13 protein-coding genes are annotated in these 13,595 nt (G+C 58.5%); 2 read left to right on the top strand and 11 right to left on the bottom strand.

What is annotated here, in order from left to right:
- Positions 1-64: 64 nt before the first annotated feature.
- From BCS37_RS03405 to BCS37_RS03355, 11 genes are read right to left on the bottom strand one after another with little or no spacing between them, the layout of a single operon-like run.
- Complete coding sequence (locus BCS37_RS03405; protein ID WP_069180166.1) at positions 65-1,519, bottom strand: NADH-quinone oxidoreductase subunit N; 1,455 nt, start codon at positions 1,517-1,519, stop codon at positions 65-67.
- Entirely contained in the window at positions 1,519-3,051 is a 1,533-nt protein-coding gene (locus tag BCS37_RS03400; protein WP_069180165.1) for a complex I subunit 4 family protein, read from the bottom strand. Before BCS37_RS03400 ends, BCS37_RS03405 begins: the two co-directional genes overlap by 1 nt.
- Positions 3,048-4,949: an NADH-quinone oxidoreductase subunit L gene (nuoL, locus tag BCS37_RS03395; RefSeq protein ID WP_069180164.1), complete on the bottom strand. Its 1,902-nt coding sequence runs from the start codon at positions 4,947-4,949 to the stop codon at positions 3,048-3,050. Before nuoL ends, BCS37_RS03400 begins: the two co-directional genes overlap by 4 nt.
- Positions 4,950-4,963: 14 nt before the next feature.
- Entirely contained in the window at positions 4,964-5,269 is a 306-nt protein-coding gene (gene nuoK, locus BCS37_RS03390) for an NADH-quinone oxidoreductase subunit NuoK (protein WP_006305959.1), read from the bottom strand.
- Complete coding sequence (locus BCS37_RS03385; protein WP_069180163.1) at positions 5,266-5,760, bottom strand: NADH-quinone oxidoreductase subunit J family protein; 495 nt, start codon at positions 5,758-5,760, stop codon at positions 5,266-5,268. Before BCS37_RS03385 ends, nuoK begins: the two co-directional genes overlap by 4 nt.
- Positions 5,757-6,440 carry a 4Fe-4S dicluster domain-containing protein gene (locus BCS37_RS03380; RefSeq protein ID WP_069180162.1) on the bottom strand — a complete coding sequence of 228 codons (684 nt, stop codon included), beginning with the start codon at positions 6,438-6,440 and terminating at the stop codon, positions 5,757-5,759. The genes BCS37_RS03385 and BCS37_RS03380 overlap by 4 nt, the downstream gene beginning before the upstream one ends.
- A gap of 12 nt (positions 6,441-6,452) precedes the next feature.
- On the bottom strand, positions 6,453-7,499 hold the full coding sequence (nuoH, locus tag BCS37_RS03375) for an NADH-quinone oxidoreductase subunit NuoH (RefSeq protein WP_069180161.1): 1,047 nt from the start codon (positions 7,497-7,499) through the stop codon (positions 6,453-6,455).
- Between the two features lie 13 nt (positions 7,500-7,512).
- Positions 7,513-8,613 carry an NADH-quinone oxidoreductase subunit D gene (locus BCS37_RS03370; RefSeq protein WP_069180160.1) on the bottom strand — a complete coding sequence of 367 codons (1,101 nt, stop codon included), beginning with the start codon at positions 8,611-8,613 and terminating at the stop codon, positions 7,513-7,515.
- Positions 8,613-9,101 (bottom strand): NADH-quinone oxidoreductase subunit C, encoded by a 489-nt coding sequence (locus tag BCS37_RS03365; RefSeq protein WP_069180159.1) that lies wholly within the window; start codon positions 9,099-9,101, stop codon positions 8,613-8,615. The genes BCS37_RS03370 and BCS37_RS03365 overlap by 1 nt, the downstream gene beginning before the upstream one ends.
- A complete protein-coding gene (locus BCS37_RS03360) occupies positions 9,098-9,637 on the bottom strand; it encodes an NADH-quinone oxidoreductase subunit B (RefSeq protein ID WP_069180158.1) in 540 nt (179 codons plus the stop codon). Before BCS37_RS03360 ends, BCS37_RS03365 begins: the two co-directional genes overlap by 4 nt.
- Positions 9,628-9,981 (bottom strand): NADH-quinone oxidoreductase subunit A, encoded by a 354-nt coding sequence (locus BCS37_RS03355; protein ID WP_069180157.1) that lies wholly within the window; start codon positions 9,979-9,981, stop codon positions 9,628-9,630. Before BCS37_RS03355 ends, BCS37_RS03360 begins: the two co-directional genes overlap by 10 nt.
- Before the next feature lie 337 nt (positions 9,982-10,318).
- Here BCS37_RS03355 and BCS37_RS03350 point away from each other — a divergent pair, with 337 nt between their 5' ends.
- Together BCS37_RS03350 and BCS37_RS03345 are read left to right on the top strand one after the other, a co-directional pair.
- On the top strand, positions 10,319-12,265 hold the full coding sequence (locus BCS37_RS03350; protein WP_069180156.1) for a peptidase U32 family protein: 1,947 nt from the start codon (positions 10,319-10,321) through the stop codon (positions 12,263-12,265).
- Between the two features lie 16 nt (positions 12,266-12,281).
- Positions 12,282-13,595: an aspartate aminotransferase family protein gene (locus BCS37_RS03345; RefSeq protein ID WP_069180155.1), complete on the top strand. Its 1,314-nt coding sequence runs from the start codon at positions 12,282-12,284 to the stop codon at positions 13,593-13,595.

Genomic DNA, 13,595 nt, shown 5'->3' with positions numbered 1-13,595 from the left:
AGTTTATATTAAAACCGCGTTCAAAAAGCCGCCGCACACATTCGATGCATACGGCGGCTTCATTTTATCTCATAAAGGTGTAGACTGCAATATTCGTGAAGATCGAAAGCGGCTCTGCCCAGACGCCGATGATGAGGGTAAATGCGACTGCGATGACCCCCATCGCGCTTGCGGGAAGCGGCAGATGAAGATGCTCCTCCGTCCACTTCTCCCCCTCCTCGACATCGCGGAACATCTCCTTGATGACGAGCAGGTAGTAGTAGACGGACATCATCGACATGACGAAGCCGACGCCCGCGAGCCAGAGATAGCCTGCGTCAATCGCGGCGGAGAAGATGTAGATCTTCCCGACGAAGCCCGCCGTTGGGGGGATGCCCGCCATCGTGAGCAGCGCGACCATCAGGATGCCCGCCGGAAGGAGCGAGTCCTTCGCAAGTCCGCGCACACTCTCAAAGTCCGCACCGCCGCGCTTCATCTCAAGATAGGAAACGGTGACAAACGCACCGACATTTGCAAAGACGTAGATCATCGCATAGAAGAGGACTGCCTTGATGCCCGCCGCATTCGTTGCGACCATCGCGGTCATCATGTAGCCCGCCTGCGCAATCGACGAGTATGCAAGCATGCGCTTGATGTTCGTCTGACGGAACGCCATGAGGTTCCCGCCCACCATCGAGATGCCCGCAAGCACGGCGAGCAGATGTGCCCAGTATGCCGCGAGGAACGGGAATGCAACGAAGAGGACACGCAGGAGAATCGCAATGCCCGCCGCCTTCGAGCACATGGCGAGCAGTGCCGTCACGGGTGCGGGTGCCCCCTCGTACACATCCGGCGCCCAGAGATGGAACGGAATGATCGAGAGCTTGAAGAAGAAGCCCGCGAGGATGAATACCACGCCGATCAGCCCGAGCGAGAACACGAGCCCGAGTCCCTGTGCAATATTCTGGAACACCATCGTCCCCGTCATGCCGTAGACGAGGCTCATGCCGTAGAGCAGCACTGCTGTCGAGCCGGAGCCGAAGACAAGGTACTTGATGCCAGCCTCCGCAGAGAGCGGCGCATCCGTACGGAGCGCGACGAGCGCGTAGAACGAGATCGTCATCAGCTCAAGCCCGACAAATGCCGTCATGAGGTCGTTCGCCGAGGCAAGGACACACATGCCGAGCAGCGCCGAGAGCAGGAGCAGATAGAACTCTCCCTTGTGCCGCAGCGTCTGCTCCACGTAGTCCGCCGCAAAGATCACGGTCGAGAGAATCCCGATGATGAAGAGGATCTTGAAGAACACGGAGTAGCCGTCAACAATGTAAAGTCCTGCGTAGAATGCGGTCGCACCGCCATCGGGCGGGTACATGCCCACGGCAAGCGCGAGCACACCGAGAAGCCCTGCAGCGGTCAGCCAGACCACGGGGCAGCGCGGCGCGTCCTTTTTGAGCACAAGGTCGAGGACGAGCACCACCGCCATCAAGACGGCAATCGCAATCTCAACGGAGATGGCAGAAAAATTCATAGCGTTCAGCATCAGCGACCACCTCCCAGAATCGTCGGTGCATCCTGAATCAACTCAAAGAGCGGCGCAAGCGGGGCAACGCCCGTATCCACCACATCCATGAGGAGCCCCGGGAATACGCCGAAGCCGACGAGGAACACGCCGAGTACGACGAGCGGCACAATGTCGATCCTGCGCTCATCGGGGAATTTCGCAAATCGCTCCACACGCGGTCCGAAGAGAACGCGCGCGAGCATGCGCAGGACGTAGAACGCCGTGAAGATGATGCCCGAGACGGCAATGACGGCAATCGCGGGATAGACCTCGATGATGCCGACGAAGATCGTAAACTCCGGGATAAAGCCGATCAGTCCCGGCAGCCCGAGTGAGCAGAGCCCCGCGAGCATAAAGCCGACCGTGATGTGCGGCATGTGATGTGCGAGACCCCAGAGATCGCCGACGCTGCGCAGCTCCGTTTTCTCGTAGACATAGCCGACCTGCGAGAAGAAGAGCGCAAGCATGATGCCGTGCGCCACCATGTAGGCGACCGCACCGCTCACACTCACGACGTTCAGTGCCGCAAAGCCGAGCAGGACGTAGCCCATGTGGGAAACCGAGGAATACGCGATCATGTACTTGATATCGCGCTGTGCGAGTGCAATGTAGGACGCGTAGATGACGTTGATCATCGCGAGCACGGCGATTACGGGAGCCCAGAACTTTGCACCGAGCGGCAGGATGAAGAAGCCGATGCGGATGAGCGCGTAGCCGCCGATCTTTTTCAGCACACCCGCGTTAATCATGGAGATTGCCGTCGGTGCACCCGCATAGCCGTCGGGCGACCAGATATGGAACGGGAACATCGACAGATGCGATCCAAAACCGACGAGCAGGAGGAAGAATGCCGTCACCTGAATCTCCCATGAGATATTGCCCATAAGAGCAGCGGCGGCAAGCGCCTCAAAATCAAACGTACGCATCCCCGACTCGTACGCGCTCACATACAGGAGGAGCACGCCGAGCAGCATAAATGCAGAGCCGACGAGCAGGAAAATGGTCATCTTCATCGCTGCATGTTCCTTCGTGACACGCTCCGACGAGCCCCAGATGAGCACCATAAGATACGCCGGAATGACGACCATCTCACAGAGCACGAGGAAGAAGAAGAGGTCGCGCGCAAGAAATGCACCCGACACACCCGCGATCACGATGAGGAGCAGTACGAAATACTCCTTGACCCGCTTCTCGATGTTCCACGAGCTGAACACGGCGGCAAGCCCCACAACGCTTGAGAGGAGCAGCATGGGCAGCGAGATCCCGTCAACACCGAGCGAATATGCAACGCCGAGATCCGTGATCCACGGGATGTACTCCGTGTACTGCATCCCGCCGCGCGCCATGTCGTAGTCTGCGTAGACAAAGAGCGTGAGAATGGTCGCCACCATCATCGCAAACGCCGAGAGCTGACGGATTGTATCGTGCAGCCGCCCCGGCAGCAGCGCGATGATGAGTGCCGCCACGAGGGGGGTCAGGAGGATGACCGAGAGAATTGGAAATGTCATCATCGCAGGCCACCTCCCCAGTAAGCGATGATCTGCACTGCCCAGTAGAGGGCATAGCACAGGAGAATGAGTACGCCCGTGTAGAATACAACGACGTAGCGCTGCGCCTGTCCGTTTGCAGACTCCGTGAGGAGATCGCTCGTCGCGAGCGCGTACGCACCCAGGCCAATCATAATGTTGTCAAAGATCTTTTCATCGACCCATTTCAGGATCAGCGCCGTGCCGTAAACGAGCCGCTCACGGAAGTAGCCGTAGAGTTCGTCGATGTAGAACTTGTGGTAGATGACGCGGTACAGGAAGCCGAAGCTGCGCGCACGCATTGCCGAGCGCAGGCTGTGACGCCCGTAGATCTGGTACGCCGCAGCGAATGCGACGAGAGCGAGTGCCGTGCTTGTCCCTGCAACCGTCCAGTCAATCGTCTCGTGGTGCGGAACACCTGCATTGATCCAGACGGAGAAACCGCCGAAGTAGCCCCACGCACCGCTCACAATCGTGAGCAGCATGAGCATGATCATCGGCCAGCGCATGAATGCGTCTGCCTCGTGTGCCTCGTGCGGGCTGCGGCTCTCACCGAGGAATGCCACGATGAGGAGCCGCGCCATGTAGAATGCCGTGAGAAAGGACGTAAACGTCGCTATCACGTAGAGCGGCGTGCTTGCATGCATGACTGCCGCGAGGATCTCATCCTTTGAGAAGAAGCCCGAGAATGGCGGAATGCCCGAAATGGCAAGCACGCCGACAAGCATCGCGGCGAACGTCAGCGGCATCTTCCGCCAGAGCCCCCCCATTTTCGTAATGTCCGTCTCATCGTGCAGCGCGTGCATGACAGCGCCCGCACAGAGGAAGAGCATTGCCTTGAAGAAGGCATGCGTCATGAGGTGGAACATCGAGGCAGAGAACGCACCCACGCCGACCGCAAGCATCATGTAGCCGAGCTGACTGATCGTCGAGTACGCAAGCACCGACTTGAACTTCCGCTGCGTCACGGCGATAATCGCCGCAAAAAGCGCCGTAAAGGCTCCCAAGCCCGCAATAAAGTCCATGACAAACGGCGATTCGCTGAAGATAAAGAATGCGCGCGCGACGAGATAGACACCCGCAGCGACCATCGTCGCCGCATGGATGAGCGCCGACGTGGGCGTCGGCCCTTCCATTGCGTCGAGCAGCCAGACATGGAGCGGGAACTGCCCCGATTTGCCGATCGGTCCCATAAAGAGCAGGAGACCAATGATGGTCAAAAAGCCCGTGCCCGCAACAACAACGTACGGCGGAACGAGCATGCGCAGCTCGATGAAGTCCATCGTCCCGAATACCATCTGCACGAGCAGGATGCCGACAAGCATCCCAAAATCACCGATGCGCGTTGTGATAAACGCCTTCTTTGCCGCCTCACGCGCCGATACCTTGTGGTAGTAGAAGCCGATCAGCAGGTAAGAACAGAGGCCGACCCCTTCCCAGAACACGTAGAGCTGGAGGAAGTTGACCGAGACGACGAGTCCGAGCATCGACGCCGAGAACAGAGAGATGAACGCAAAGAAGCGCCCCATCCCCTCGTCGTGCTCCATGTAGCTGACGGAGTAGATATAGACGAGCAGTGAAACGAGCGTCACAATGACGAGCATCATCGCCGTCAGAGGGTCGATGAGCACGCCCATCGTCAGTTTCACATCGCCGATCTGCGCCCAGAGCGCCTTCATCACATAGGGGTCATTCATCGTGATCTGATAGTTCACGGTGGCGAGCGCAACAAAGATGGAGAACGCAAACGCGAGCGACATCATCGTAATCGCGATCGCTGCGGAGAGATTCTTCTCCTGCCGCGTGAACGGTCCGATGATGAGGAACGCAATTGCGGGGAAGAGGGGGATCAGATAGGCATGCGTGAGTGCAAATGTAAACATATCGCTCTCCTCCCCTAATCTCTGAGCGTGTCCAGTTCATCGACATTCGTCGTGAAGCGGATCTGATACAGACGGAATGCGAGGGCAAGCCCGACGGCGATCTCGGATGCGGCAACTGCGATCGAGAAGAGCGCCATGAGCTGTCCCTCCATGTTGTGCGCATAGAAACGGTCAAACGCGATGAGGTTGATGTTCACCGCGTTCAGCATCAGCTCCACGCACATGAGGATCGGGATAATGCCGCGCCGCGTGAGGAGTCCGTAAAGACCGATGCAGAACAGTACGGCGGCGACAAAGAGGAGATCAGGAAGTCCGATCATGCCGTGTCCCCTCCCCTCGCAAGGACAAGCGCCCCGACCATGGCAACAAGCAGGAGCACCGCCACGATTTCAAACGGCAGAACGTAGGTGCCGAGCATCAGCTGCGCAATCTCCTGTGCACCCGCAGATGTGCCGAGCTCCCCATCCGGCAGCGGCGAAAGCACAATGCCGAGCCCGATGAGGAAGAAGAATCCGCCTGCAAGCAGCCCCGTCACCACGCGGCGAAAGAGCTTCTGCGAGGGATTCGACTGCGCCATCGAGTCCCGCCGCGTCAGCATGATCGCCATGACGACAAGGACGGCGACCGCTCCGCTGTAGACCATGAGCTGCACCGCACCAAGGAACTCCGCGCCGATATAGAAGTAGATCGCCGCCACTCCGATAAAGGAGAGGACGAGAAAGAGTGCGCTGTGCACGACATTCGGGGACAGCACGACACCGAGTGCGCCGATGATCGTCACCGCCGCCAGAAAATAGAATACAATGCTCATGCCGACCCTCCTTCCTGCTCTGCGTCCTTCGTTTCGACAGGTTTCTCCTCTGCCGCCGGAGACTTTGCTGCGGCGTCTTTCGCTGCTGCCACTTTTTCTGCCGCATCGGCAGTCGCAGCGGGTTTTTCTGCTGCCGTCGGCTTTTCTGCCTCGGGATTCTCCGACGCAGCTTTCTCCGCCTCGGCTTTCGCCTTCGCGGCGGCCTCTGCCTTTGCCTTGGCGGCGGCTTCCTTCTGTGCCTTTTCCTCCGCCGCTTCCACCTCGACCTGTGCAAGGAATTCCTCGAGATCCGTGCGATCCTGGTCGGTCATCGCATCGTGTGTCATCGTCTCCTTGCTCCACGTCGAAATCGCATAGTCCTTGTCCCAGACGAGGGTCTTGACGGGGCAGACCTCCACGCAGAGATTGCAGTAGAGACAGCGTCCCGACTTGTGCACATAGGACTTCATGTGGCGCTTCTTCTTCGCGTCCTGCACGATCGTCAGATCGAGTGCCTTGTTCGGGCACGCATTCGCACACATCGAGCAGCCGATGCAGACACGCCAGTCCATCGCGAGGTTCCCCCCGCGGAAATTGTCCGTCATCGGAAGTTTCTCTTCAGGATAGCAGAAGGTCTCCTTCTTGCCCCAGAAGTGCTTCCATGTGACGCTCATGCCTGTGAGCAAACCTTTTCCAAACATGTAGGCACCCCCTTAGACAATGCCGACGAGATACATCCCGATGCCCGTCAAAAAGACGTTGAGAATCGAGAGCGGCACGAGCACCTTCCAGCCAAAGGTGAGGATCTGATCGACGCGCGTGCGCGGGAACGTCCAACGGAACCACATGATGAGCAGCACCATGAGCACCGCCTTCAGTCCGAACCAGACGAAGCCCGGCAGGAACTCGGGGCCGCTGTAACCGCCGAGGAAGAACGTCGTCGCGAGAATCGCCGCCGTCAAGAGGTTCGCGTACTCCGCAAGGAAGAACAGCGCCCAGCGCATCCCCGAGTACTCCGTAAAGGGGCCCGCGATGATCTCGGACTCACCCTCGACGAGATCGAACGGGGTGCGGTTCGTCTCCGCGACCGCCGCGATCAGAAAAATGATGAACGCGAGCGGCTGCATGAAGATGAACCAGCTTGTCTGCGCCTGCATCTGCACGATATCATCAAGCCGCAGTGAGCCTGTCAGCATGACGACGCCGAGCAGCGAAAAGAGCAGCGGTGCCTCGTAGCTGAGCATCTGTCCGACGATACGCATGCCGCCGATAAAGGAATACTTGTTATTCGACGCGTAGCCTCCCATCAGGAACGGCAGCACTGCCTGCCCCGAGACGGCGAACAGCAGGAATACGCCCACATTCACATCCGCGAGCACCGCACCTGCGTCAAACGGAAAGAACGCATAGACAAGCGCCGCAGGAACAAAGAGCAGCGCGGGCGAGAGTGCCCAGACCACCTTGTCCGCCCCTTGGGGCATGATGTCCTCCTTGCTCATGAGTTTCAGCATATCCGCAATCGGCTGGAGAAGTCCAAAGCGTCCGCCGACGCGGTTCGGGCCGATGCGCACCTGAATGAACGCGCAGATCTTGCGCTCCGCATACGTAAAGACAATCGCCGCCATCGAGATGATCCCGAGCAGGATCGCGATGCCGACCATCGTCAGCACGAGATCCACGACGAACGGAATCGGCACAAGACCGTAGACGAGTGCGCGCAGTTCAAGCGCGAGCTTTGCCAAGAGAGAAAGTTCCATCATTTTCCTCCTCCCCTCAGCAGTCCACTTCGCCCATGATCGGGTCGATGGACGAATATGCGGCGACCGAGTCGCCGATGAACATTCCGCGGCACATCGCGTTCAGTCCCTGCATATTGACGAACGATGGGCGGCGGATGTGAATGCGGTACGGCTTTGTCGTACCATCGCTGACGATGTAGAAGCCGAGCTCGCCGCGCGTGCCCTCCGTGCGGCTGAACACCTCACCCTTCGGCGGCTTGATAACCTTCGGCACCTTCTTGCCCATGTAGTCGCCCTCAGGCAGTCCGTCGATCGCCTGACGGATGATCTTCGCGCTCTCGGCAATCTCGTTCAGCTTTACCATATAGCGATCCCAGTTGTCGCCATTCTTGCCGACGGGGATGTCGAAGTCGAAATCATCGTAGGCGCTGTAGCCGTCCACCTTGCGCAGGTCAAAGGCAAGCCCTGTCGCACGCAGGTTCGGTCCCGTCATATTGTAGGACAGGGCCTCCTCCGTCGTCATCGGCGAGACGCCCACAATACGGCGGATGAAGATCTCGTTGCCCGTCAGGAGTTTATTGTACTCCTCGAGGAAGATCGGCACCTCGTCGAGGAATGCACGGATCAGAGCCTCTGCCTCGGAGGTGAGGTCTTCCTTTACCCCGCCGATGCGGATGTAGTGGAAGGTCTGGCGCGCACCGCAGACGAGATTGAAGATGTCGAGAATCTTCTCGCGGTCGCGGAAGCAGTAGAGCATCCCCGTCGACGCGCCGAGGTCGTTCGCAAGTGTCCCGATAAAGATCAAATGACTGTTGATGCGGTTCAGCTCCGCCATAATAACGCGGATGTACTCCGCACGCGGCGTTGTCTCAATGCCCGCAAGCTCCTCCACGGCAAGCGCATAGCCGAAGTTGTTGTTCATCGAGGAGATATAGTCGAGACGATCCGTATAGGGCAGCCCCTGCGGATACGTCCGATCCTCAAGCAGCTTTTCAATACCGCGATGAAGGTAGCCCATGATCGGCGTCGCCTTGACGATGCGCTCGCCGTCGAGCTCGAGCTGTACCTGCAGCACGCCGTGCGTCGACGGGTGCTGCGGCCCCATGTTGAGGGTATAGGTCTCGGTTCTCGGCATCAGAAGCCCTCCTTCCGTATGCGCGGGATGTTCGGGGGCGGCGGGGGAACAAAGTCCTTGCGCAGCGGGTGCCCGACAAAGCTGTCCACGTGGAACACGCGCCGGAGATCGGGATGCCCCGTAAAGACAATCCCCATAAGGTCATAGACCTCGCGCTCCTCGAATTCCACGCCCGGGAACACCGCCGTCGCCGACGGAATGACGGGAGCATCGTGATCCAGTGCCACCTTCACCGTCAGCCAATGCAGGGGAACGGGGGCGAAGAGGTGGTAGACCATCTCGAAGTGATCCTTCCAGTCGACTGCCGTCACATTCTCCGCGCGCGTCAGCTGCAGGTTGCTGTCGTCACGCAGAAACGTCAGCAGTGCGATCAGCTCATCCGCAGCGATAAAGACGGCAGGACGCTCGGTCTCCGCGTCGTACTCTGCATTTGGAAAGGCGAGTTTGATGCCGGCGAGCGCATCCGGAGATACATAGTTTTTCCTCATGCGTTCACCGCCTTCTTTTCCGCCTGCTCCGCCCAGAATGCACGCTCGGCACGCACGCGCTCCGGATGGAGGATCTTCTCACGCAGCTTCAGCATGCCGTCGATCAATGCCTCGGGGCGCGGCGGGCAGCCGGGGATATAGACATCCACGGGCAGGATCTCATCCACGCCCGGCACAACTGCATAGGAGTCCGCAAAGGGCCCTCCCGCAATCGTACACGCGCCCATCGCAATCACATATTTCGGCTCAGGCATCTCCTCGTAGAGGCGCACGATCGGATCCGCCATCTTCCACGTCAGCGTGCCTGCGACGATGAGGAGATCCGCCTGCCGCGGACAGGGGCGAAACACCTCGTAGCCGAACCGCGCGAGATCGAACCGCGCCGTCGCCGTGCTCATCATCTCGATCGCACAGCAGGCAAGCCCCGAGGACAACGGCCAAATCGAGCTTGCATGTGCCCAGCGCAGGAGTTCATCGAGTTTGAGCACGAGTACATTCTGCCGCAAACTCTCGGGAACGCGCTCCGCTATCTCCATGTCAGATCCCCCTTTCGCCACGCATAGCCGAGCCCCAGTGCAAGGATGCCGACAAAGACAAACATCTCGAGCAGTGCGAACAGCCCGAGCATCTGGAACTCCACCGCCCACGGATAGAGAAACACCGTCTCGATGTCAAAGACGATGAACAGCAGCGCGTAGAGGAAATATCCCGCTCGGAACTGCACATACGGCGAACCGATCGGATCGACACCGCACTCGTAGGGAATGTACTTCTGCGGCGACGGCTGCTTCGGCTGCAAGAGGAACGCAGGTCCGAGCGCCATGACGGGGAACAGCAGTGCCACCAGCAAAAAGATTCCCAGACTTCCAAACTCTCCCATACACAGGCCTCCTTATTATATGATTGAATAAATACATAGGAAAAATAAATAATCAAAAACAATAATTGACTGCTAAAAAAATTATGGCGATTTCAGCGCATCCTATATGAAATTTATGTCTTCTATTGTGTATAATAAACTCTATGTATAATATAACCGAAAAGTACTTCTTTTACAAGGAGAGCGGAGAAAAAACTTCCTTTTATATTCATTCTTTTTTGCTATTTTGACATCATTTGAAAGAAATGTTTTTTCCTGTTATAATCATAGACGATACAGGAGAATGCTTCGTTGACTGAAGCAACAATTTCTCCGGCCAGAAGGAGTTATTTTCACAATGCTGTTACACCGAAAATCCGTCGAACTGCTTGCCCCTGCGGGGACGTGGGATGCCATGACCGCAGCGATTGCAGCAGGTGCGGATGCTGTCTATCTCGGCGGCAAACATTTTAATATGCGGCTGCACGAAGGCAACTTCAACTTTGACGACGAGCGCCTGAAGGCGGCTGTCGACTACGCGCACGCGCACAACGTCGAGCTCTATGTCACGCTCAACAACCTCATCAGCAACGAGGAACTGCCAGCTCTGCGCGACTATCTTTCCTATCTCAATGAGATCCGTCCGGACGCGATCCTTGTGCAGGACTTTGCTGTGCTCGAGCTCGTACACGAGATGGGCATTTCCGTTCCCCTGCATACCTCCGTCATGATGAATACGCACAACGAGCACGCGATCGAGAAGCTCAAGGAGTACGGCATTACGCGTATTGTGGTCGGACGTGAGATGACGCTCTCCGAGCTCGCGCTCTTCCGCGCACGCACAGGCATCGAGGTCGAATACTTCATGCACGGTGATATGTGCATCTCCGAGAGCGGGCAGTGCATCCACTCGGGCGTGCTCTTCGGACAGAGCGGCAACCGCGGCCGCTGCATGAAGATCTGCCGCTGGCCGTTTGCCCTCATCAACGAGGAGACGGGCGCAGTGCTCGATGCGGACAGCCCCGGTCCGTACAAGCTTGCACTGAAGGACATGTGCATGTATCGCTCCATCCCCGCGCTGATCCAGGCGGGGGTCTACTCGTTCAAGATCGAAGGCCGCATGCGCTCGCCCGAGTTCATCGCACGTCTTGTCTCCACGTACCGCAGGGCGATTGACGCGTATATCGCCGATCCGAACGGCTACACGACGGATGAGGAGGGTTGGCGCACGCTCTACGACAACCGCGTGCGCGACTACACGACGACGTTCGCATTCGGGCAGCCGACTGCCGTCGACATTGGCATGACAGGCGAGCGAGAGCCGCGCTTCTTCAGCCAGGCGGTTGAGGAGGCGGGCTTTGCGGACGAGGTGCTGCGCGCTGAGCGCCCGATCGAAAAGGAAAATGCACCGAGCCGTCATCTGAGCGTACGCGTCGGCACCGTCGATGCTGCGCGGGCAGCAATTGACGCGGGCGCAGATACGGTCTACGTCGGCGGTGAGACGTTCCGCCCCCACCGCCCGTGGAAACTCGCGGACTATGAGGATCTCGTCCGTTATGCAGCAGGCCGTGCGCGCGTCGTCGTAAACACGCCGCGCACGACCATGCGGCGCGAATGCGGCGAACTCGAACAGTTCTTCACTTCACTGAACGACATCGCTGTTGACGGCATCATGGTCGGCAACCTCGGCACACTGAAGCTTGCGCGCACGCTCACGAAGCTGCCCGTACAGGCAGATCACTCGTTCAACCTATTCAACCATCTCGCCGTCACCTTCCTCGCAGAGAACGGTCTCACGATGGCGGCAGCCTCCTATGAGCTGTCCTTTCAGCAGCTGCGTGAAATCGTTGAGAATGCTGTACTGCCGATCGAGGCGGTCGTCCACGGAGCCTACGAGTCCATGATCTGTGACTACAACTTCCCCGCGATGTCGCTCAGGGACTACAGTGATCTTTCCGCACCGGAACTGATGGACACACACTATGCGTTCCGCGACGAGGCGGGCGGCGTACACTCCATCCGCGTTGACCAGTACGGGCGCAATCACATCTACTTTGCAAAGGATCTCTGCCTCTATCCCTACCTCGATAAATTCAACGGACTCGGTTCCTACCGCATTGAGGCGCAGGACTACACGGCGGAGGCAACCGAAGGGATCGTCCGCATCTACCGCGCTGCACTCGACCGTCTCGCTGCGGGCAGCGACGGCTATCGGGCGGCGGATTTCGACCATCTGACAGAGATCACGCCGCGCCCCCTCGGCATCGGCACCTACCGTTTCCGTCAGAGCCGCAATTCCATCTGAACTAGAAAGCATACGCATGGATACAGTTTCCCCAAACGAGAACAGCTACATCGGCGCTGCCGCCATCCTTGAAAAGAAGCAGAAATACATTATGCCCTGTCTCGGGCATTTCTACAGTGAACCGCGCCAGATCGTGCGCGGCGAGATGCAGTACCTCTATGACAGTGCGGGCAGGAAGTATCTCGACTGCTTCGCAGGGGTCTCCGTCATCAACTGCGGGCACTGCAACCCCGCGATCAACAATGCAGTCACAGAGCAGCTGAACACGCTCCAACATGTCTGCAACATCTACCTCACGGAGAACTTCGTCAATCTCGCCGAGCAGCTGGCACGCATTACGCCGGGAAAACTCCAAAAGAGCTTTTTCTGCTCCACGGGCACGGAGGCAAACGAGGGCGCGGCACTGCTCGCCGAGATCGCCACGGGCAGCAGTGAGTTCATTGCCCTGCGCGGGGGGCTCCACGGACGCACGAAGCTCACGATGAGCCTCACGGGCATCTCCATGTGGCGCACCGACCCAAATCCCGTCGGCGGCATCCACTTTGTCAAAAATCCCTACTGCTACCGCTGCCCGCACAGGCACTCTCCCGAGGAGTGCGGGATCGACTGCACGTACGAGCTCGAGGAGACGATCAAGAGCGTCACCTCGGGGCGCCCCGCAGCCTTCATCGCCGAGACGATTCAGGGCAATGCGGGCATCATCGTGCCGCCGAAGAACTACTTTAAGCGCGTCAAGGAGATTCTCGACCACTACGGCGTGCTCTTCATCGCGGACGAGGTGCAGACGGGCTTTGCACGCACGGGCAGGATGTTCGCCATCGAGCATTTCGGTGTCACGCCCGACATTATGACCATGGCGAAGGCACTCGGCAACGGTGCACCCATCAGCGCATTCATCGCCACGCCTGAGGTCGCAGATACCTACACGAAGCCCGGTGCATCGACCCTCGGCGGCAACCCCGTCTCCACAACAGCAGGACTGCAGGTCATCCGCTATATCGAGGAGCACGATCTCATGGGGAATGCCGAGCGACGCGGAAAGCAGCTTCGTGCGGGGCTGCGTGAGATCCAGAAGTGGCATCCCATCATCGGCGATGTGCGCGGACTGGGGCTGATGGTCGGCGCCGAGTTCGTCCATGCAGACAAATCCCCTGCCGCCGCCGAACTGGATCTCGTGCTCGAAGAGCTCAAGAACAGGGGCTTTATCGTCGGCAAGAACGGCATCGGACGCAATGTCATGGCGTTCCAGCCACCGCTCATCATCACTGAGGAGAACGTGAACGACGCACTCAATGCTGTGGAACTCGTACTGACCGAGAAAGGATTCTGA

This window comes from Selenomonas sp. oral taxon 920, from assembly GCF_001717585.1.
Classification (GTDB): Bacteria; Bacillota; Negativicutes; order Selenomonadales; family Selenomonadaceae; genus Centipeda.
This window is presented reverse-complemented; position numbering and strand designations above follow the sequence as displayed.